The following is a 19,867-nucleotide window of genomic DNA, read 5'->3' as shown; positions in this document are numbered from 1 at the left end:
TCATTTCCTCGGGTCGAAGGCATCGCGAGCGGACTCGCCGATAAACACCAGCAAACTCAACATGATCGCCAGCACCGCAAAGGCACTGATGCCCAGCCATGGCGCCTGCAGGTTGGATTTGCCCTGGGCCACCAACTCGCCCAGGGACGGCGACCCGGCGGGCAAGCCGAAGCCCAGGAAGTCCAGGGCGGTGAGGGTGCCAATCGCGCCGGTGAGGATGAAGGGCATAAAGGTCATAGTCGAGACCATGGCATTGGGCAGGATATGGCGGAACATGATCGCGCCGTTCTGCATGCCCAGGGCCCGGGCCGCGCGCACGTATTCCAGGTTACGGCCGCGCAGGAACTCGGCGCGCACCACGTCCACCAGGCTCATCCAGGAAAACAGCAACATAATCCCCAGCAGCCACCAGAAGTTCGGCTGTACAAAGCTGGCGAGGATGATCAGCAGGTACAGCACCGGCAACCCCGACCAGATTTCCAGGAACCGCTGGCCGGCCAGGTCGACCCAGCCGCCATAAAAACCCTGCAGGGCCCCGGCCGCCACACCGATGATCGAGCTCAACACCGTGAGGGTCAGGGCAAAAAGCACCGAGACCCGAAAGCCATAGATCACCCGCGCCAGCACGTCGCGGCCCTGGTCGTCGGTGCCCAGCAGGTTGTCCGCCGAGGGCGGCGCCGGTGCCGGGACTTTCAGGTCGTAGTTGATGCTCTGGTAGCTGTAGGGGATCGGTGCCCAGAGCGTCCAGGCATCCTTGGCCTTGAGCAGTTCGCGGATGTACGGGCTTTTGTAGTTGGCTTCCAAGGGGAATTCGCCGCCGAAGGTGGTTTCCGGGTAGCGCTTGAGCACCGGGAAGTACCAGTCGCCGTCGTAATGCACCGCCAACGGCTTGTCATTGGCGATCAACTCGGCGCCCAGGCTCAGGCCAAACAGGATCAGGAACAGCCATAGCGACCACCAGCCACGTTTATTGGCCTTGAAACGCTCGAAGCGGCGGCGATTGAGGGGGGATAGCGTCATCTCAATGCTCCCGGCTTTCGAAGTCGATACGCGGGTCGACCAGGGTGTAGGTCAAATCACCGATCAGTTTCACCACCAGGCCCAGCAGGGTGAAGATAAACAGGGTGCCGAACACCACCGGGTAATCGCGGTTGATCGCCGCTTCAAAGCTCATCAGGCCCAGGCCGTCGAGGGAGAAGATCACTTCGACTAGCAGCGAGCCGGTAAAAAAGATGCCGATAAAGGCTGAAGGGAACCCGGCGATCACCAGCAGCATGGCGTTGCGGAACACATGGCCGTAGAGCACCCGGTGATTGGTCAGGCCCTTGGCCTTGGCGGTGATCACGTACTGCTTGTTGATCTCGTCGAGAAAGCTGTTTTTGGTCAGCAGGGTCATGGTGGCGAAGTTACCGATGACCAGGGCCGTGACCGGCAGCGCCAGGTGCCAGAAGTAGTCGAGGATCTTGCCGCCCCAGCTCAGTTCGTCAAAGTTGTTGGAGGTCAGGCCTCGCAACGGGAACCAGTCAAAATAACTGCCGCCGGCAAACACCACGATCAACAGAATGGCAAACAGGAACGCCGGGATCGCATAGCCGACGATGATTGCCGAACTGGTCCACACGTCAAAGTGGCTGCCATGGCGAGTGGCCTTGGCGATCCCGAGGGGGATCGAGACCAGGTACATGATCAGGGTGCTCCATAACCCGAGGGAGATGGACACCGGCATTTTCTCCTTGATCAGGTCGATGACCTTGGCGTCGCGAAAGAAGCTGTCGCCAAAGTCCAGCTGGGCGTAGTTCTTGACCATGATCCACAAGCGTTCCGGCGCCGACTTGTCGAAGCCGTACATCTTCTCGATTTCCTTGATCAGCGTCGGGTCCAGGCCCTGGGCCCCGCGGTAGCTGGAGCCGGCCACCGAGACTTCGGCACCGCCACCGGCGATACGGCTGGTAGCACCTTCAAAGCCTTCGAGCTTGGCGATCATTTGTTCCACCGGGCCGCCGGGGGCGGCCTGGATAATCACAAAGTTGATCAGCAAAATGCCGAACAGCGTGGGGATGATCAGCAGCAACCTGCGAAAAATATAAGCCAGCATGTCAGTCGCCTCCGCTCGCCGGATCGGCCGTGGTCTGGGGTTGCGGCGTTACGGCCGGGGCCTGATGGGGCTTGATCCACCAAGTGGCAATGCCCACGTCATAGCGGGGCGGGACTTTAGGGTGGCCAAGGTGATTCCAATAGGCCACGCGGTAGGTCTTGATATGCCAGTTGGGGATCACGTAGTAGCCAAACTGCAAGACCCGGTCCAGGGCCTTGGCGTGGGCCACCAGGCTGTTACGCGAGTCGGCATTGATCAATTGTTCCACCAATTCGTCGATGGCCGGGTCCTTGAGGCCGATGTAGTTGCGGCTGCCGGGCTTGTCGGCACTGCTCGATTGCCAGAACTCACGCTGCTCGTTACCCGGTGAAGAGGACTGCGGAAAGCTGCCGACCATCATGTCGAAGTCCCGCGAGCGCACGCGGTTGACGTATTGCGAGACATCGACCCGGCGGATCACCAGTTCGATGCCCAGGTCCGCCAGGTTGCGCTTGAACGGCAGCAGGATGCGCTCGAAGTCGGTCTGGGCCAGCATGAACTCGATGCTCACCGGCTTGCCGGTGGTGTCGACCATCTTGTCGTCAACAATGCGCCAGCCGGCCTCTTGCAACAGTTGGTAGGCTTCGCGCTGCTGGGTGCGGATCATGCCGCTGGCATCGGTTTTTGCCGGGGCGAAGGCCTGGGTGAAGGCTTCGTCAGGGATCCTGCCGCGCAGCGGTTCGAGAATCGCCAGTTCGGCAGGGCTGGGCAGGCCGGTGGCGGCCATGTCCGAGTTCTCGAAATAGCTGCGGGTACGGGTGTAGGCGCCGTTGAACAGTTGCTTGTTAGTCCATTCGAAGTCCATCAACAGGCTGATCGCCTTGCGCACCCGCACGTCCTGGAACATCGGCTTGCGGATATTGAACACAAAACCCTGCATCCCGGTGGGATTGCCGTTCGGCAGTTCTTCCTTGATCAGCCGGCCCTCGGCCACGGCCGGGACGTTGTAGGCGTTGGCCCAGTTCTTGGCCGTCATTTCCTGCCAGTAATCGAACTGCCCGGCCTTGAGCGCCTCCAGGGCCACGGTGCTGTCGCGGTAGTAATCGCTGACGCGGTAATCGAAGTTGTACAGGCCCTTGTTGACGGGCAGGTCCTTGCCCCAGTAATCCTTGACCCGCTCGTAGCGGATCGAGCGCCCTGGCTTGACCTCGGCCACTTTGTACGGGCCGCTGCCCAGGGGGATCTCCAGGCTGCTCTTGGCAAAGTCACGCCCGGCCCACCAGTGTTTGGGCAACACTGGCAATTGGCCGAGGATCAACGGCAGCTCGCGGTTACTGGTGTGCTTGAACTTGAACAGCACGCGCAACGGGTCTTCGGCGATCACTTCGGCGACGTCGGCGTAGTAGGTGCGGTAGATCGGGCTGCCCTGGGTGATCAGGGTTTCAAAGGTGAACACCACATCTTCGGCATGCACCGGATGGCCATCGTGGAAGCGCGCTTCGGGCCGCAGGTAGAAGCGTACCCAGCTGTTATCCGGGGCCTTTTCGATCTTGCCGGCGATCAGGCCATATTCAGTGATGGGCTCGTCCAGGCCCTGCTGGGCCAGGGTGTCGTAGACCAGGGTGATGTTATCGGCGGGCACGCCCTTGCTGATAAACGGATTGAGGCTGTCGAAGCTGCCCATGGCTGCTTCGCGAAAGGTGCCGCCTTTGGGCGCATCCGGGTTGACGTAGTCGACATGCTTGAAATTGGCCGGGTACTTGGGCGGCTCGTCATACAGGGTCAGGGCATGTTGTGGGGCAGCAACGGCCTGGGCGCAAAACAACAGGCCACTGATAATCGCAGTACGCAAAGGCATCATTGGGGTTTCTCCGAAGCTTTCAGCCACCACGCTCTCAGGCCCAGGCTGTAGGGCGGCGTGGTGACGAAGGCGAACCGGTTACGGTACGCCAGGCGATGATAGTTGAGATACCAATTGGGAATACTGTAGTGCTGCCACAGCAGGACCCGGTCCAAAGCCCGGCCGGCGGCGACTTGTTGGTCGCGGGTCTGCGCGGCGAGCAGTTGCTCCAGCAGGTGGTCGACCACCGGGTTGGCGATGCCCGCGTAGTTCTTGCTGCCTTTGATCGCGGCCTGGCTGGAGTGGAAGTACTGCCACTGCTCAAGGCCAGGGCTCAAGGTCTGGTTGAGGGTCATCAGGATCATGTCGAAATCAAACTGATCGAGGCGCTGCTTGTACTGCGCGCGGTCTACCGTACGCAGGCGGGCATCGATGCCGATGCTGCGCAGGTTTTCGACGTAAGGTTGCAGGATGCGCTCCAGGTTCGGGTTGACCAGCAGGATTTCGAAACGCAGCGGCTGGCCATTGCTGTCGAGCAGGCGCTGGCCAGAGAGTGTCCAGCCACCTTCGGCCAGCAGGCCGAGGGCACGACGCAAGGTTTCCCGGGGGATGCCGCGCCCGTCGGTCTGCGGCAGGCTGAAGGCCTGGGTAAACAGATTGGCCGGTAGTCGGTCGCGATAGGGTGAGAGCATCAGCCATTCATGACCCACCGGCAGGCCGCTGGCTGCGAATTCGCTGTTGGGGTAGTAGCTCAGGGTGCGTTTATAGGCGCCGCTGAACAGGGTGCGGTTGGTCCACTCGAAATCGAACATCAACCCCAGCGCTTCGCGCACCTTGGCCTGGCTGAAAGTGGCGCGCCGGCTGTTCATGAACAGGCCCTGGCTCTGGGTCGGAACCTGGTGGGCAATCTGCGCCTTGATGACTTCGCCACGGTTCACCGCCGGGAAGTTGTAGCCATTGGCCCAGTTTTTGGCCTGGTGTTCGATATAAATGTCGAATTCGCCGGCCTTGAATGCCTCGAAGGCCACGTCGCTGTCGCGATAGAACTCCACCTCGACCTTGTCGTAGTTGTAGAACCCGCGATTGACCGGCAGGTCTTTGCCCCAATAGTCCTTGACCCGCTCGAACACCAATTGCCGGCCCGGTTGGACCTGGCTGATGCGATAGGGCCCGCTGCCCAGCGGTGGCTCGAAGGTGGTGGCCTTGAAGTCGCGGTTTTTCCAGTAGTGCTGAGGCAGCACCGGCAACTCACCCAGGCGCAGGATCAACAACGGGTTGCCGGCGCGCTTGAACACGAAGCGGATGCGATGGGGGTTGAGTACATCCACCCGGGCCACTTCCTGCAGGTTGGTGCGGTATTGCGGATGGCCTTCGGTCAGCAACGTGCGGTAGGAAAACGCCACGTCGTCGGCGGTAATGGGCTTGCCGTCATGGAAACGCGCTTGCGGGCGCAGGTTGAACACCACCCAACTGCGGTCCTCGCTGTACTCCACAGATTGGGCAATCAGGCCATAACTGGACGTGGGCTCGTCGCCGGACGGGGCGTACTGGCCGGTGCCGACCATCAGCGGCTCGTTGAGCTCATTGACGCCGTATTGCAGGAAATTGGCGGTTGAGACTGGGCTGGAGCCCTTGAAGGTATAGGGGTTGAGGGTATCAAACGTGCCAAATGCCATGACCCGCAAGGTGCCGCCCTTGGGCGCTGCGGGGTTTACCCAATCGAAGTGGGTGAATTTGGCCGGGTACTTGAGCGTACCGAACTGCGCATAACCGTGGTTCTCGGTAATGCTCGCATTCGCGCAAAAGCTCAAGGCCAGACTTATTAGTAGAAGGAGGGGACGCTTCAAGTCAGAGATCCGATCCGGGCGGCTTGGGCTTTATGATCGGTACAGTAACAGCTTGTTCCACTTGGAAAAAGACTGTTGAAAAGGCCATTTTCAGGCTCGGAGGGATCTTGAGCGGTACGCAGGGCAGATATGGGAGCTGGCTCCCATACAGGCCTGCGTGCACTCGGTTTATCTTGGCCCGGAGACCACCAGCATCTGCCCCGGCTTCAAGGCCTGGCCAGTGCGAGGGTTCCAACGCTTGAGATGTTGCATCTCGACGTTGAAGCGCTTGGCAACCAAGTACAGCGAGTCACCTTTCTTGACCTTGTATTGCACCGGCTTCTTGCCGCGAGCCTTGGCCACCAGTTTACGGGTGTCCTGCATCACCAGGGTCTGGCCGACCTTCAAGGCCTGGCCATTGAGCTTGTTCCAGCGCTGCAGGTCATGCACGTTGACCTTGTTGGCCTTGGCAATCAGCGTCAGGTTGTCGCCGCTCTTGACCTTATAGCTGCGCGAGCGCCCGGCCACGGCCTTGTGCTCGACTTCGTCAAACACCGGCTTTTTCGGGCGCAGGCTCAACAATTCCTCGGGGTTCATCGAGGACAGGCTACTGGCCAGTAACTGCGCCTTGGAGGTGGGCACCAACAAATGCTGGGGACCGTCCAGGGTGGTGCGTTGCTTGAAGGCCGGGTTGAGCTGGAACAGTTCGTCTTCGTCGATCTCGGCCAGCGCGGCGACCCGGGACAGGTCCATGCTTTGCTTGACTTCGACCATTTCGAAGTATGGCGTGTTGGCAATCGGGTTCAGGTTGACGCCGTAGGCCTCGGGGGCCAGCACCACCTGGGACAGCGCCAGGAACTTGGGCACGTAGTCCTTGGTTTCCTGGGGCAGTGGCAGGTTCCAGTAGTCGGTGGGCAGGCCGAGCTTCTCGTTGCGCTCGATGGCCCGGCTGACGGTGCCTTCACCCGCGTTATAGGCCGCCAGGGCCAGCAGCCAGTCGCCGTTGAACATGTCATGCAGACGTGTCAGATAGTCCAGGGCGGCGGTGGTGGAGGCGGTGATGTCGCGACGGCCGTCGTAGGCACGGGTCTGGCGCAGGTTGAAGTAGCGCCCGGTGGAGGGAATGAATTGCCACAGGCCGACCGCATCGCTGCGTGAATAGGCCATTGGGTTGTAGGCACTTTCAATCACTGGCAGCAGTGCCAGTTCCAGGGGCATGTTGCGTTCTTCAAGGCGTTCGACGATGTAGTGAATATAGAGGCTGCCGCGTTCGCTGGCGTTCTCCAGGAAGGACGGGTTGCTGGCGAACCACAGGCGCTGTTGCTCGATACGCGGGTTGACGCCGACACCGTCCTGCAGTTGGAACCCCTGGCGCATGCGCTCCCAGACATCCTGGGGTACCTGCGGGCTTGGCTTCTCTGAGAGCCAAAGGGGTTTTTGCTTGATCTTGGCTGTGAGTACGGGTTTGGGTTGCACGGTGGATTGTGCAGCGAAATGAGTGGTTTGGCAGCCCGCCAGAGTTGCGGATACGGCCACCGCAATGGCTTGAGCCAGGCGGGTCAATGCGTCTGAATGGTTGGACTTACGAATAGATGACGACATTGGCTGGAAGTTAGTTCCGGGCAAAAATGTCGGGCGATTCTAGAAAGCGCTTGGGTTCCGGTCAACCATTCAGAAATTTCGTATCAGAACCTGTCTGCTTAGAACGTGTCTTTCCACGCTCGCAAGCTAGCAAAAACCTCGCTCCCGGCGCGGTTATCGCGGTTCCCCCACTCGTCCGCTTTTTGTTTAACGGATGTTTCAGCGGTGCGCAAAAACGGGTTGGTGAGTTTTTCCAGGGCCAGGGTCGAGGGCATCGTCATCTTGCCGGCTGCCCGAAGTTGGCTGACTTTAGCCACCCGTTCGGCGATATCGGCGTTGTGCGGTTCCACGGCCTGGGCAAAGCGCAGGTTGCTTTGGGTGTACTCGTGGGTGCAGTAGACCAGTGTGTCGGCCGGCAGCGCGGCCAGGCGCTCCAGGGAGTTGTACATCTGTTGCGGCGTGCCTTCGAACAAACGCCCACAACCGGCGGCGAACAGGGTGTCGCCGCAGAACAGCAAGCCATGATGATAAAAGGCTATATGTCCCAGGGTGTGTCCCGGCACGGCGAGCACGTCGAAGCCCCAGCCCAGCACCTCGATCCGGTCGTTATCGTTGAGCGCGACGTCACGGGCCGGGATTTTTTCGCTGGCCGGGCCATAGACCTTGGCGCCTGTGGCTTGCTTGAGCTGCTCTACACCGCCCACGTGGTCATTGTGGTGGTGGGTAATCAGGATGTCGCCGAGGGTCCAGTCCGGATGTTGCGCAAGCCACGCCATGACAGGCGCGGCATCGCCCGGATCGACCACGGCACAACGATGGCTGCGATGGTCCTGTAACAACCAGATGTAGTTATCGGTGAAGGCGGGCAGGGCACTGATCTGTATCATTCTTCTATTCGCCAAGCTGAACACATTGGTGCATCTTAGAACGTCTTGGCGAGTTGGAGAATGCAATGACTGATAAAGCGTTCGCCCAGGCCGATCCCGAGTGGCTGGCGTTGATCAGCGCAGCCCGTGAGTGGCTGTCCGGGCCGATCGGGCAATTTCTGCTGGAACAGGAGCGGCTTATGCTCGAAGAAGAGCTTGAGCGCTTCTTTGGCGGCTACCTGGTGCACTACGGCCCTTCGGCACAAACCCCGCCGCCCGCGCCCCAGGTGCAGCGCAATGTGCGCCTGGGCGCGCCGTTGCCGGGGGTCGAGATTGTCTGCGAAGAACAGGCCTGGCCTTTGAGCGAGCACGCCGCCGATGTGGTGGTGATGCAGCATGGCCTGGATTTCTGCCTGTCGCCCCATGGCTTGCTGCGTGAAGCGGCCAGCGCGGTGCGCCCGGGTGGCCATCTGTTGATCGTCGGCATCAACCCCTGGAGCTCCTGGGGCCTGCGGCATGTCTTCGCCCATGATGCGCTGCGCCAGGCGCGCTGCATCTCGCCCTCGCGGGTCAGCGACTGGTTGAACCTGCTGGGCTTCGCGCTGGAGAAACGTCGCTTCGGGTGCTATCGTCCGCCGCTTGCTTCGCCCAAGTGGCAGGGCCGGTTGGCCGGTTGGGAGCGCCGTGCCGGGGCCTGGCAGTTGTCCGGGGGCGGTTTCTACCTGCTGGTAGCCCGTAAGATCGTGGTCGGCCTGCGACCGGTGAGCCAGGTCCGGCGCGAGCCCATCGGCAAACTGGTGCCAATGCCCCTGGCCAAGGTCAACCGTCGCTCCAGCGAGCAATAACTCACTTTTTGGCATTCAGGTCGTCGTGTGCGACCTCGGGAGCTGTCGGTCGATTACCGGCAACCCGCTTTGATGGATAGCGTAATGACCGATAGCGTAGAACTCTTTACCGACGGCGCCTGCAAGGGCAATCCTGGTCCGGGCGGCTGGGGCGCCTTGCTGGTGTGCAAGGGCGTGGAGAAGGAGTTGTGGGGCGGCGAACCCAACACCACCAACAACCGCATGGAGCTGATGGGCGCCATTCGCGGCCTGGAGGAGCTCAAGCGCCGTTGCGACGTGCTGCTGGTGACGGACTCGCAGTACGTCATGAAAGGCATCAACGAATGGATGGTCAACTGGAAAAAGCGCGGTTGGAAAACCGCAGCCAAGGAGCCGGTAAAGAACGCCGACCTATGGCAGTTGCTGGATGAACAGTGCAACCGCCATAACATCACCTGGAAATGGGTGCGCGGGCATATCGGCCACCCGGGCAACGAGCGGGCCGACCAATTGGCCAATCGTGGCGTGGATGACGTGCGCGGTTACAAGCAGAGCTGAGGTTCCCCATAGCCCTTGTTGGCTGGCGCGGTTCTGGATCTGGCAATCGCTGAAATCACAACGCCAGAATCCCCCGGGCGAGTTGCTCGTCCGTATCGCGTAACGCCGGCAAGGTGCGGCGAATGTGCTGCAATGCCGACTCCAGCTGGACACCCCGTATCTCGCCGTGGCTGGCAACAAACGCCGCGGCATCGTCCTTGGCCGCCAGTACGATCTTGTCATCCTTGAAGTTGCTGCTGGTGCCCTTGGTGGCACTCATCGACAGGCTGACCAGGGCGTCGGTGGTCATCACAAAGCTGGTGGCCTGGGTATGGGTAGCGCCCATCAGGCACAGGGCGAGCAGATAGTTTGGCTTGAGCATGGGTAGATTTTTACGCATCTGTAAGGAGCGGCGCAGGCTAACAAGGCGCTTGATAGCAAACTGCGCAAGCTTTGCTAAACCTTGTAAAAAACTGTTGGGCGAGGGCTCGCGGCGTTCCTCCAGGGGGCGCTCCGGTTATAGAGCGTGCTAATATCCCGCCCCTTGAAATACACACACCGTTGAGAGCTGAACCCTGATGGCCATCCGATCCGTTGTACTCGATACCGAAACCACCGGCATGCCGGTGACCGATGGTCACCGGATCATTGAAATCGGCTGTGTCGAGTTGATGGGCCGCCGCCTTACCGGCCGGCATTTCCACGTGTACCTGCAACCGGACCGGGAAAGTGACGAAGGCGCCATTGGCGTCCACGGCATCACCAACGAATTCCTGGTGGGCAAGCCGCGCTTTGCGGAAGTTGCCGATGAGTTTTTCGAGTTCATCAACGGCGCGCAGTTGATCATCCACAACGCGGCGTTCGACGTGGGTTTCATCAACAACGAATTCGCGCTGATGGGCCAGACGGATCGGGCGGACATCACCCGTCACTGCTCGATCCTCGACACCCTGATGATGGCCCGTGAGCGCCACCCAGGCCAGCGCAACAGCCTCGACGCCTTGTGCAAACGCTATGGCGTCGACAACTCCGGCCGTGAACTGCACGGCGCCTTGCTCGACTCCGAGATTCTCGCGGACGTCTACCTGACCATGACGGGCGGGCAGACCAGCCTGTCCCTGGCCGGCAACGCCTCCGATGGCAACGGTTCGGCCGAAGGCTCGGGCAACCGACCTTCGGAAATCCGTCGCCTGCCGGCGGACCGCAAGCCCACGACCATCATCCGCGCCAGCGAGCAGGACATGGCCGAGCACGCGGCACGCCTGGAAGCCATCGCCAAGTCGGCGGGTGCGCCGGCGTTGTGGACCCAGTTGACCCAACACTAGTCGGGCCCGGCACGGTCTAAACATGTCGGAGCAGGCTTGTGTGGGAGCGGGCTTGCCCGCGATTACGGTTTGACAGCCAGTGCAGCTGTTACTGATCCACCGCCATCGCGGGCAAGCCCGCTCCCACATTGGTTCTGTATAGGCTTCGAAATCTTCATTCGCGACATTCGCTCCCAGCTTCTACCCTGAGTACATCGCTCTCAGGACGCCAAGCCCCATGTACAAAGACCTGAAGTTCCCTATCCTGATCGTGCACCGTGATATCAAGGCCGACACCGTCGCCGGTGATCGGGTCCGGGGCATCGCCCGGGAGCTGGAGCAAGAAGGTTTCAGTATCTTTTCTGCCGTGGACTATGCCGAGGGCCGGCTGGTGGCTTCGACCCATCATGGGCTGGCGTGCATGCTGATCGCCGCTGAAGGCGCCGGGGAAAATACCCATCTGCTGCAGAACATGGTCGAGCTGATCCGACTGGCGCGCCTGCGTGCGCCCAACCTGCCGATCTTTGCCCTGGGCGAGCAAGTCACCCTGGAAAATGCCCCGGCCGACGCCATGAGTGAACTCAACCAACTGCGCGGCATTCTCTACCTGTTCGAAGACACCGTGCCATTTCTGGCCCGGCAGGTGGCCCGGGCGGCGCGTACTTACCTCGATGGCCTGCTGCCGCCATTCTTCAAGGCCCTGGTGCAGCACACGGCCGACTCCAATTACTCCTGGCATACCCCCGGCCACGGCGGTGGTGTTGCCTATCGCAAAAGCCCGGTGGGGCAGGCGTTTCATCAGTTTTTCGGGGAAAATACCCTGCGTTCGGATTTGTCGGTGTCGGTGCCGGAACTCGGTTCGCTGCTGGATCACACCGGCCCCTTGGCCGAAGCTGAAGCCCGTGCGGCGCGCAACTTTGGCGCCGACCATACCTTCTTTGTGATCAATGGTACGTCCACCGCCAATAAGATCGTCTGGCATTCCATGGTCGGCCGCGACGACCTGGTGCTGGTGGACCGCAACTGCCACAAGTCGGTGCTGCACTCGATCATCATGACCGGCGCGATCCCGCTGTACTTGTGCCCGGAGCGCAATGAGCTGGGGATCATCGGCCCGATTCCGCTGACCGAGTTCAGCCGCGAGTCGATTCTCGCGAAGATCGAGGCCAGCCCCTTGACCCGGGGCCGCGAGCCCAAGGTCAAGCTGGCGGTGGTGACCAACTCGACCTATGACGGCCTGTGCTACAACGCCGAGCTGATCAAGCAACAACTGGGCAACAGTGTCGAGGTCCTGCACTTTGACGAGGCCTGGTATGCCTACGCGGCCTTCCACGAGTTTTTCGCCGGGCGGTATGGCATGGGGACTTCGCGTACGCCCGATAGCCCGCTGGTGTTCACCACGCATTCGACCCACAAGTTGTTGGCGGCCTTCAGCCAGGCGTCGATGATCCATGTACAGGACGGCGGGGCACGGCAACTGGACCGTGACCGGTTCAATGAAGCGTTCATGATGCACATCTCTACCTCGCCGCAGTACAGCATCATTGCCTCGCTGGACGTGGCGTCGGCCATGATGGAAGGGCCGGCAGGGCGTTCGCTGCTCCAGGAAATGTTCGATGAGGCCCTGAGTTTCCGTCGGGCCCTGGCCAATCTGCGCCAGCATATTGCCGCCGATGACTGGTGGTTCTCCATCTGGCAACCGCCTTCGGTGGCGGGCATTGACCGGGTGGCGACGGCCGACTGGTTGCTGCAGCCCGAGGCCGACTGGCATGGCTTTGGTGATATCGCCGAAGACTATGTGTTGCTCGACCCGATCAAGGTCACCCTGGTGATGCCCGGCCTTACGGCGGGCGGTGCCTTGAGTGACTGCGGAATCCCGGCGGCGGTGGTCAGTAAATTCCTCTGGGAGCGTGGCCTGGTGGTGGAAAAAACCGGGCTCTATTCATTCCTCGTGCTGTTTTCCATGGGGATCACCAAAGGCAAGTGGAGTACCCTGCTCACGGAATTGCTGGAGTTCAAGCGCAGTTACGACGCCAATAGCAGCCTGGCCAGTTGCCTGCCATCGGTGTTCGAGCAGGGCCCGACGCGCTACCAGGGCATGGGTTTGCAAGACTTGTGCGACCAGTTGCACGGCTGCTATCGCAGCAACGCAACGGCCAAGCACCTTAAGCGCATGTACACGGTGTTACCGGAAATCGCCATGAAACCGGCCGATGCCTATGACCAACTGGTACGCGGTGAAGTCGAGGCCGTGTCCATAGATGCCTTGCCAGGGCGTATCGCCGCCGTGATGCTGGTGCCTTATCCGCCGGGCATTCCGCTGATCATGCCGGGGGAGCGCTTTACCGAATCGACGCGCTCGATTATCGACTACCTGGCCTTTGCCCGGGAGTTCGATAGCAGCTTCCCGGGGTTTGTCGCCGATGTGCATGGTTTACAACACGAAGACGACGGCAACGGTCGTTGTTACACCGTCGATTGCATCAAGTGTTAAGGATGGTTATGCAAGCTGTAGTGAATCCGAAGTACCCGGGGCTCAGTGTACGAGTCGCCGACGAGGGATTTGACGCCTACGTGTGGGGCAATGATTTCAGCTTTGAGGTGTGCGTATATGGCACGCCGGAACTGGGCAAGCCAGTTGATCAGTGGGCGGTGGAGCAGATCCTGCCGTACCGCAAATGCTACGGCATCGATCCGGAGGAGTTCGCCAGCTATCGCGATGCCGCCGACAGCGCGGTATTCATGGCTTACCTGGATGATCGGCCGGTTGGCCATATCGTCGTCAGTACCAATTGGAACGGCTATGCCCATGTCGATGAGTTGGCGGTGGTGCTGCCGGCACGCCGGCATGGCGTGGCCAAGGCTTTGCTCGACGTGGCACAGTTCTGGAGCCGCAAGAAAAACCTGCCGGGGATGATGCTGGAGACCCAGAACAACAACCTCGGGGCCTGTCGGCTGTATGAACGCAGCGGCTACGTCATGGGCGGGATCGACCATCTGCGTTATCGCGGGATTGATCCGCAGACGCGTGAGGTGGCGATTTTCTGGTATCGCTTGTTCGGCTGAGCCCCACCCGTGGCGGGGGCTAATTGACCGGCGACAACAGGCCCTGCGCTTTGTGCGTGACAATCTCCAGCAACGCATTGAGCGCCGGGCTCGGGCTGCTGTCCTTGACCGTCAAGCCATACAGGCTTACCAGGATTGGCGGTGATAACGGGCAGGTATCCAGCCCGGCCTCACGCGCGCCACTGGCGGTGAAGGGATCGACCACCGCCAACCCTTCGCCGGCCTCGACCATGCTGCGCATCATCTGATAGGTCTGCACCCGTGTCTGGATTACCGGCAACGGGCGCAGCGCCTGTAATTTGCTGTCCAGCAACTGGCTCAACGGGTCCTGGCCCTCCAGGCCGATTATCGACTGGCCGGCCAATTCTTGCAGGGCGATGTATTTCTGCCGTGGCTTGAGCCAGCCATGGGGCGCCAACAACTGCAACTTGCCCTGGGCCAGCACGGTACTGGTGATTTGCGGGTGTTCGGGATCATGCAGGCTCAGGCCCAGGTCGGCCTCTTGCAGCAACAGGCTCCTGACGATGTCGCGGGTCGGCTGGCTGGACAGGTTGCAGGGGGTGTCCTGGAAACGCCGACGCAACAGCGCAATGCTTTGCGGCAGCAATTGATTGGCCAACGGCGGTGTACAGAGCGTGCGCAGTGGCGGCGCATGATGATGCTTGAGGCTGCTGGCCAGGCGTTGTATCGGTTCCAGGGCTTCGTAGAGATGGGCGATCTGTGCCTGCATCGCCAGGGTTTCCCGGGTGGCCTGCAACCGCCCGCGGACGCTGGCAAACAGCATGAATCCCAGTTGCTGCTCAGCGTCCTTGAGGGTGGCGTCCACGTCGGACACAGCCAATTGCAACCATTCGGCGGCGGTGCCGAGGTGTCCGGTTTGCAAAATGGCTTGAATCACTTCGATATGACGTAAACGCATGCATGAAGTCCATGTTCAGCAGGTAAGGGATTCACCGGGTGAATCCTAACCCAAGTCCGCTCATATGACTTCTGCCTGGAGGCACAGCCTTATCAAACAGGCGTGTTTTCGGGTTCGCGGGTCAGTGAAACCTGCGACTGGACCAGCACAAAGGTATTGTCATCGACTTTGTTGACCCGATCACCAATCGCCAGCTTGTAGGAAATGACAGGTTCTGAACCGCCGTCTGTCGAGGTGGACTCCTGGAATTCATGCACGGAATAAACGCGGCCTTCCGCGTCGCGGGCATGGAATTGTCCGACAAGTACTGCTGCCATCTGTTTAGAACCTCTGGAGAAAAACACCGATTTGCGGTTCTGTAGACCGTCATTAAGGCGGGTAGTTTACCTACATAGAAAAAATACTATTCGATGATGTGCCGCTTATTTTTCCTACAGGTAGATCACGGCGCAAAACAGCCGCCGATTGGCCACAACCTGCTGGTGATAGGCCGGCTAAGGCTCTATAACTACAGGTTCCTTTAGTCAGATGTCGGGAAAGCCCCATGAGCAAGGTCTACACGATTGCCGTACTGGTCGGCAGCTTGAGAAAACAGTCGATCAACCGCAAGGTCGCCCAGGCATTGGCGCAATTGGCGCCTGCAAACCTCAAGCTCAGCATCGTCGAAATCGGCGAATTGCCGCTGTATAACGAAGACCTTGATGGCTCAGCGCCGCCTGCCGCCTACAGCACCTTCCGCCAGCAGGTGGCTGCGGCCGATGCGGTGCTGTTTGTCACCCCCGAATACAATCGCTCGGTGCCGGCGGCCTTGAAGAATGCCATTGATGTGGGTTCGCGTCCTTATGGCCAGAGCGTCTGGAGCGGCAAGCCAGGTGCGGTCATCAGCGTTTCACCGGGGGCCATTGGTGGGTTCGGCGCCAACCACCATTTGCGCCAGTCCCTGGTGTTCCTGGATGTGCCGTGCATGCAGCAGCCAGAAGCCTACCTGGGAGGCGCGGGCAGTGCGTTCGATGAGGCGGGCAAACTGTCGGAGAAAACCAAACCGTTCCTGCAGGCGTTTATTGATGCCTATGGCCAGTGGGTAACGAAACAGAAGGGCTGACCGATCGGCAAGACCCAGGCATCGCGGCTGGGTCTTTTGCTACGGTCAGCTCAATTGGTCGGCCAGGTGCAACGCCTGCCGCCCGATAAACTTGAGCCTGGCTTGCATGCAGGGGTTCTGGAAGCCCAGGGTCTGCGCCTGGCACTGTTGCGTTGGTGAAAAGAGGGCTATGGGGGTTCCCTGGACTGGAACTTAAAAGTGTTTCAAAGATAATTCGGCATTACATGTTGAAGTGTCCTACATGTATTCGAGCCTCAGATGAGTAAGATCCAAGCGCCCTGGAAGTATAAACGGCCTCGTCACTCTACCTGTGCCTAAGGTGCTTTAGTCCAATTCACTGGTTTGAAACGTCAGGAGTATTAATAAATGGAATCCTTGCTGTGTCAGGACGGTTTTCTACACCGATTTTTCGGGATCTCAGAGTCCTTCCCTGAACATATCGCTATCAGGAATCTGGATGTCGACACAGGGGTTGTGACATATCGCGAGTTACGACTAAAAGCCGAGCAGTGTAACGGTGCGCTCGGCACTTTAAATATCTTGCCGGGCGAAAAAGTTGCACTTGTTCTACCCAGCGGTGTTGAATTTATCGCTTATTTTTTAGCGATCGTTGGACGTGGTGCAATTCCGGTCATCCTTAACTACAAGTTGACGCCATTTGAAATGGCGAGTGTGGTGGGCAGCGCCAGGCCTGTGCTGGTTGTGACAACAGCTGCGCTCTTCGAAAAACACAGCGAAATATTCCAACTCGCCAACGGCGTTCGTCACTCCTTGTTATTGGAAGTGGGTGAGTCCTCATCCCTGTCTGAAAATGCGACGCCTGATGTTCAGCTTATGTGTCGCAACGAACCGCTGGTATTGCCTGAAGGCAACCCAATCGTCTCGATACAGTTCACTTATCGGGGCACCGGCAAACCGCTGGCGGTTCCTCACCGCTACCTTGACGTGACGCATGCAATCGATGGCATGCACGAGCATATTCATCGCCAGGGGGTCGGCTCCGTCCATCTGGTCACGCTGCCGCTGCACGCCATCTTCGGGCTGTCGGCGATGATGATCTTTCCATTGAGCGTGGGCGCCACGCTGTTGATGACCGATACCGTGCTCAACAGGGACCTGGCAGAAGTCCTGTCCCGGCATAAGGTCACCTATACCTGCCTGGTGCCCGATGTCATTCGCTATTTCAATAGCCGACTGGCCAAGCGCAAAGGCGCGCTGTTGCCGATGCACCCTCAACTGATGATTTACTCAGGCGGTAGCCATCTACCCGCGGACGAAGCGGAGAAACTGGGGCGGTTGCTGGGCTGCAAACCGGTATTGCAGGGCTACGGCTTGACCGAGAGCATGCCCGTGCTGCTACAGAGTACGCTTGGCGTCGCGCAGCGCGGTGCCATGGGGCAGCCGATCAGGGGTGTGGAACTGCGCGTCGTCGACGCTCAAGGGCAAGACGTCGCGCCAGGGCGGATCGGCGAATTGCTGGTACGCGGGTCGATGGTGATTGACGGTTACGACGATGCAGAAGAAGCCAATAAGCGGTTCTTCCGTGACGGCTGGCTGCACACGGGTGACCTGGTTTGGCGCGATGACGATGGACATGTGTTTTTCTATCGTCAACGCTTACGCATCTCAAAGATCAAAGCGCAGATGGTCGATCTGTTGGAGGTCGAATCCGTCGCCATGCAACACCCCGATGCGGTGCGTGCAAAAGCCTACATCGTTCCCGACCACAAAGAGGTCAACGCATTGCACCTGTGTGTCGAGGGGCGTGCCGGGCTGACTCAGAGCGCAATTTCCACGCTGCTTTCTCAGCACCTCTCGGGGTTCAAACTGCCCAAGACCATTGAGATCATCGTTCTCAAGGAGCACAGCCATGCAAGCTGATGGCACGCCACCGGTATTGGCGGTGTTTGACTTTGACGGCACGCTCTCCGACCGGCATACGTTCTGGCGCTATATGCGTTACGTCGCGGGAACAAAAATGTTCTGGCTCAAAATGATCTGGCTGCTGCCAAAAGTGTTCAGCGTGATTCTGGGCGTGACCCCGTTGATGCAGGCTCGATTGGCGTTTATTGCGCGTTACCTGGGTGGCGTGTCGGTGGAGAAGGAGCGTGAGCACGCGCGGCATTTCGTGACTGAGCAATTGCCACGCTGGATCAGGCCCGAGGCGCTGCGCCGGCTGCAATGGCATCAATCCATGGGGCATGTCACGGCGCTGGTCAGCAACTCGCCAGAGAACTACCTGGCTCCCTGGGGGGCGGCAGTGGGGTTCGACTATGTGTGCGGCACTCGCCTGGAAACCGAGAACGACAGGCTGACGGGGGGCATCTCAGGCACCAACTGTGTTGGGCCGGAGAAAGTCATACGGCTCAGAGGCTGCCTGGCCAACCTTGATGACTACTACATTTACGCCTACGGCGACTCATCCGGCGACGATGCCCTGCTCGGTATTGCCAACGCCCCCTTTTATCGGAACTGGTACTGACTTATGGGCGCCTCGAACACTTCAGTCCCCGGGCCATGCGCTGTGCCGACGACGGTCATGATCGTGGGTGCCGGACCTGTTGGCCTGCTACTGGCAAACCTACTGCAGAAATGGGGCGTTTCTTTCCGCCTTATTGACAAGAATGCCGGCCCTTCGACCGCCACCACGTCGCGGGTCGTGCATTCAAGAACCCTGGAAATGCTCCGGCACCTGGGGGTTGCCGAACAGGCTGTCAGCAACGGTTTTACGCTCAAGCAGTTTTCGCTGCAGGCGAACAGCAAACGGGTACCGAACGATAACTTCTCCTATCTGGATGCCTGTTACCCTTTTTTACTCAGCTTGCCAGCGTCGACGCTAGAGCAAATCCTGCTTGAGCGTCTTGATGCATCGGGCCTGGGTGTTGAGTGGAATACCGAACTGGTCGAACTGCAGAACCAGCCGCAATCCGTGCAGATGCTCCTGCATCATGCTGATGGCCGCGACGAACGTTTGAGCGCTCGCTGGATGGTCGCCTGCGACGGTGCTCATCGCCGCATTGCCACGTCCCAGCCGCGTCGTGTGCAGGCACTGCAGCACGATGCCGTGTTCCTGGCAGGCGATTCGGCGCCTATCGGCCACCCTCTGGCGGATCAGGCGATTAACCTGGGGATGGGCGAGGCCTATAACCTGGCGTGGAAAATCGCCTATGTCGATCAGGGCCTGGCAGCCCCCGCATTGCTGCAGAGCTATAACGAAGAGTGCTTCCCGACAACCTTGCGAGCCGAGAGCATGGTGCACCGAGTGCTTGTCTGGCTGCGGGATAACATCCTGCCACTGCTGGGTGACTGGCGCCCGCTCCAGCGCACGTTGGCCTCGATGATTTGTGCTCATCACTACCGCTACGGCAAAAGTACCGGTATTCAAGAGTCCCTGACGAACAAGCAGCGCGCGCATTGGAATAAAAAGGGCAGGAAGTCGCGGTTCCCGACCGCAGCGCCTCGCGCCGGCCAACTGGCTCCCGATATCGAGTTATGGCAACCCCCAGGTACGCCGCCAAGACGCTTGATGGATCTGTTCCAGGGAACGTTCACGTTACTGGTCTTCAGTGCGGCCGATCAATTTTCCTCTTTACTGCCGGGTTATTACGCACTGGCTGATGCAGTGCAGACGGATTACCCAGGTATCAAGGCCTATTGCGTTATTGATGCCCTCGGCAGTGCAGGGGCGCCGTTTCAACATTCGACGTTATTGGACCCGGACTGGCGCTTGCACAAGCGTTATCACGCGCGGGCAGGCACATTGATGCTGATTCGTCCTGACGGCTATATCGCTTTTCAGGGGCTGGATATAACTACGCTGATGACGTATCTGCACGTGCGATCCGGGCTGGTCAAGGTGAAAAAAAAGCAACTTCCAGCAAGAATGATTTAACGGCGCTGCCGATTTAAACCTGTGTGCGCAGTTCAT

Annotated in this window: 18 protein-coding genes; 9 read left to right on the top strand and 9 right to left on the bottom strand. The window is 59.7% G+C overall.

The window, feature by feature from the left end; all coding sequences use genetic code 11:
- From JFT44_RS23520 to gloB, 6 genes are all read right to left on the bottom strand, one after another.
- Positions 1 to 1,020: an ABC transporter permease gene (locus tag JFT44_RS23520; protein ID WP_057959393.1), complete on the bottom strand. Its 1,020-nt coding sequence runs from the start codon at positions 1,018 to 1,020 to the stop codon at positions 1 to 3.
- Between the two features lies 1 nt (position 1,021).
- Positions 1,022 to 2,095, bottom strand: a complete 1,074-nt coding sequence (locus JFT44_RS23515) for a microcin C ABC transporter permease YejB (protein ID WP_057436807.1) — start codon at positions 2,093 to 2,095, stop codon at positions 1,022 to 1,024.
- Between the two features lies 1 nt (position 2,096).
- Positions 2,097 to 3,935 carry an extracellular solute-binding protein gene (locus JFT44_RS23510; protein ID WP_198831245.1) on the bottom strand — a complete coding sequence of 613 codons (1,839 nt, stop codon included), beginning with the start codon at positions 3,933 to 3,935 and terminating at the stop codon, positions 2,097 to 2,099.
- Entirely contained in the window at positions 3,932 to 5,761 is a 1,830-nt protein-coding gene (locus JFT44_RS23505) for an extracellular solute-binding protein (protein ID WP_198831244.1), read from the bottom strand. The genes JFT44_RS23510 and JFT44_RS23505 overlap by 4 nt, the downstream gene beginning before the upstream one ends.
- Before the next feature lie 168 nt (positions 5,762 to 5,929).
- Positions 5,930 to 7,342 carry a lytic transglycosylase domain-containing protein gene (locus tag JFT44_RS23500; RefSeq protein ID WP_057959396.1) on the bottom strand — a complete coding sequence of 471 codons (1,413 nt, stop codon included), beginning with the start codon at positions 7,340 to 7,342 and terminating at the stop codon, positions 5,930 to 5,932.
- Positions 7,343 to 7,440: 98 nt separating this feature from the next.
- Complete coding sequence (gene gloB / locus JFT44_RS23495) at positions 7,441 to 8,208, bottom strand: hydroxyacylglutathione hydrolase (protein ID WP_198831243.1); 768 nt, start codon at positions 8,206 to 8,208, stop codon at positions 7,441 to 7,443.
- A 65-nt stretch (positions 8,209 to 8,273) separates the two neighbouring features.
- On the opposite strand from gloB, the gene JFT44_RS23490 reads away from it, so the two are divergent.
- Together JFT44_RS23490 and rnhA are read left to right on the top strand one after the other, a co-directional pair.
- Positions 8,274 to 9,032: a class I SAM-dependent methyltransferase gene (locus JFT44_RS23490; protein WP_057436800.1), complete on the top strand. Its 759-nt coding sequence runs from the start codon at positions 8,274 to 8,276 to the stop codon at positions 9,030 to 9,032.
- Positions 9,033 to 9,116: 84 nt separating this feature from the next.
- A complete protein-coding gene (rnhA, locus tag JFT44_RS23485; RefSeq protein WP_057436798.1) occupies positions 9,117 to 9,569 on the top strand; it encodes a ribonuclease HI in 453 nt (150 codons plus the stop codon).
- Between the two features lie 55 nt (positions 9,570 to 9,624).
- Here rnhA and JFT44_RS23480 read toward each other — a convergent pair whose 3' ends face one another.
- Positions 9,625 to 9,930 carry a DUF2388 domain-containing protein gene (locus JFT44_RS23480; protein ID WP_198831242.1) on the bottom strand — a complete coding sequence of 102 codons (306 nt, stop codon included), beginning with the start codon at positions 9,928 to 9,930 and terminating at the stop codon, positions 9,625 to 9,627.
- Between the two features lie 202 nt (positions 9,931 to 10,132).
- Here JFT44_RS23480 and dnaQ point away from each other — a divergent pair, with 202 nt between their 5' ends.
- The 3 genes from dnaQ (at position 10,133) to JFT44_RS23465 (ending at position 13,918) form a co-directional block, all read left to right on the top strand.
- Positions 10,133 to 10,873 carry a DNA polymerase III subunit epsilon gene (gene dnaQ / locus JFT44_RS23475; protein WP_162947798.1) on the top strand — a complete coding sequence of 247 codons (741 nt, stop codon included), beginning with the start codon at positions 10,133 to 10,135 and terminating at the stop codon, positions 10,871 to 10,873.
- 217 nt (positions 10,874 to 11,090) lie between these two features.
- A complete protein-coding gene (locus tag JFT44_RS23470; RefSeq protein ID WP_115128315.1) occupies positions 11,091 to 13,346 on the top strand; it encodes an Orn/Lys/Arg decarboxylase N-terminal domain-containing protein in 2,256 nt (751 codons plus the stop codon).
- Positions 13,347 to 13,354: 8 nt separating this feature from the next.
- Positions 13,355 to 13,918 carry a GNAT family N-acetyltransferase gene (locus tag JFT44_RS23465; protein ID WP_057436789.1) on the top strand — a complete coding sequence of 188 codons (564 nt, stop codon included), beginning with the start codon at positions 13,355 to 13,357 and terminating at the stop codon, positions 13,916 to 13,918.
- 19 nt (positions 13,919 to 13,937) lie between these two features.
- On the opposite strand, the gene JFT44_RS23460 is transcribed toward JFT44_RS23465, so the two are convergent.
- Together JFT44_RS23460 and JFT44_RS23455 are read right to left on the bottom strand one after the other, a co-directional pair.
- Positions 13,938 to 14,837: a LysR substrate-binding domain-containing protein gene (locus JFT44_RS23460; protein WP_198831241.1), complete on the bottom strand. Its 900-nt coding sequence runs from the start codon at positions 14,835 to 14,837 to the stop codon at positions 13,938 to 13,940.
- Between the two features lie 92 nt (positions 14,838 to 14,929).
- On the bottom strand, positions 14,930 to 15,154 hold the full coding sequence (locus tag JFT44_RS23455; protein WP_057436787.1) for a hypothetical protein: 225 nt from the start codon (positions 15,152 to 15,154) through the stop codon (positions 14,930 to 14,932).
- 227 nt (positions 15,155 to 15,381) lie between these two features.
- Between JFT44_RS23455 and JFT44_RS23450 the strand changes: the two genes are divergently transcribed.
- The 4 genes from JFT44_RS23450 (at position 15,382) to JFT44_RS23435 (ending at position 19,831) form a co-directional block, all read left to right on the top strand.
- The gene (locus JFT44_RS23450; protein WP_057436785.1) at positions 15,382 to 15,939 is read left to right on the top strand and encodes an NADPH-dependent FMN reductase; all 558 of its coding nucleotides are present in this window, start codon (positions 15,382 to 15,384) and stop codon (positions 15,937 to 15,939) included.
- A 366-nt stretch (positions 15,940 to 16,305) separates the two neighbouring features.
- Complete coding sequence (locus tag JFT44_RS23445) at positions 16,306 to 17,820, top strand: class I adenylate-forming enzyme family protein (protein ID WP_057959401.1); 1,515 nt, start codon at positions 16,306 to 16,308, stop codon at positions 17,818 to 17,820.
- Complete coding sequence (locus tag JFT44_RS23440) at positions 17,810 to 18,421, top strand: HAD family hydrolase (RefSeq protein ID WP_057959402.1); 612 nt, start codon at positions 17,810 to 17,812, stop codon at positions 18,419 to 18,421. The genes JFT44_RS23445 and JFT44_RS23440 overlap by 11 nt, the downstream gene beginning before the upstream one ends.
- A gap of 57 nt (positions 18,422 to 18,478) precedes the next feature.
- Complete coding sequence (locus JFT44_RS23435; protein ID WP_198831240.1) at positions 18,479 to 19,831, top strand: FAD-dependent monooxygenase; 1,353 nt, start codon at positions 18,479 to 18,481, stop codon at positions 19,829 to 19,831.
- Positions 19,832 to 19,867: the final 36 nt, after the last annotated feature.

The sequence above is a fragment of the Pseudomonas sp. MF5691 genome (genome assembly GCF_016405645.1).
GTDB lineage: Bacteria > Pseudomonadota > Gammaproteobacteria > Pseudomonadales > Pseudomonadaceae > Aquipseudomonas > Aquipseudomonas shahriarae.
This window is presented reverse-complemented; position numbering and strand designations above follow the sequence as displayed.

Excerpts from the sequence above, each read along its gene's own strand:
- JFT44_RS23520 (WP_057959393.1), bottom strand. The coding sequence starts at position 1,020 with ATGACGCTATCCCCCCTCAATCGCCGCCGCTTCGAGCGTTTCAAGGCC.
- JFT44_RS23515 (WP_057436807.1), bottom strand. The coding sequence starts at position 2,095 with ATGCTGGCTTATATTTTTCGCAGGTTGCTGCTGATCATCCCCACGCTG.
- JFT44_RS23510 (WP_198831245.1), bottom strand. The coding sequence starts at position 3,935 with ATGATGCCTTTGCGTACTGCGATTATCAGTGGCCTGTTGTTTTGCGCC.
- JFT44_RS23500 (WP_057959396.1), bottom strand. The coding sequence starts at position 7,342 with ATGTCGTCATCTATTCGTAAGTCCAACCATTCAGACGCATTGACCCGC.
- gloB (WP_198831243.1), bottom strand. The coding sequence starts at position 8,208 with ATGATACAGATCAGTGCCCTGCCCGCCTTCACCGATAACTACATCTGG.
- JFT44_RS23490 (WP_057436800.1), top strand. The coding sequence starts at position 8,274 with ATGACTGATAAAGCGTTCGCCCAGGCCGATCCCGAGTGGCTGGCGTTG.
- rnhA (WP_057436798.1), top strand. The coding sequence starts at position 9,117 with ATGACCGATAGCGTAGAACTCTTTACCGACGGCGCCTGCAAGGGCAAT.
- JFT44_RS23480 (WP_198831242.1), bottom strand. The coding sequence starts at position 9,930 with ATGCTCAAGCCAAACTATCTGCTCGCCCTGTGCCTGATGGGCGCTACC.
- JFT44_RS23470 (WP_115128315.1), top strand. The coding sequence starts at position 11,091 with ATGTACAAAGACCTGAAGTTCCCTATCCTGATCGTGCACCGTGATATC.
- JFT44_RS23465 (WP_057436789.1), top strand. The coding sequence starts at position 13,355 with ATGCAAGCTGTAGTGAATCCGAAGTACCCGGGGCTCAGTGTACGAGTC.
- JFT44_RS23460 (WP_198831241.1), bottom strand. The coding sequence starts at position 14,837 with ATGCGTTTACGTCATATCGAAGTGATTCAAGCCATTTTGCAAACCGGA.
- JFT44_RS23455 (WP_057436787.1), bottom strand. The coding sequence starts at position 15,154 with ATGGCAGCAGTACTTGTCGGACAATTCCATGCCCGCGACGCGGAAGGC.
- JFT44_RS23450 (WP_057436785.1), top strand. The coding sequence starts at position 15,382 with ATGAGCAAGGTCTACACGATTGCCGTACTGGTCGGCAGCTTGAGAAAA.
- JFT44_RS23445 (WP_057959401.1), top strand. The coding sequence starts at position 16,306 with ATGGAATCCTTGCTGTGTCAGGACGGTTTTCTACACCGATTTTTCGGG.
- JFT44_RS23440 (WP_057959402.1), top strand. The coding sequence starts at position 17,810 with ATGCAAGCTGATGGCACGCCACCGGTATTGGCGGTGTTTGACTTTGAC.
- JFT44_RS23435 (WP_198831240.1), top strand. The coding sequence starts at position 18,479 with ATGATCGTGGGTGCCGGACCTGTTGGCCTGCTACTGGCAAACCTACTG.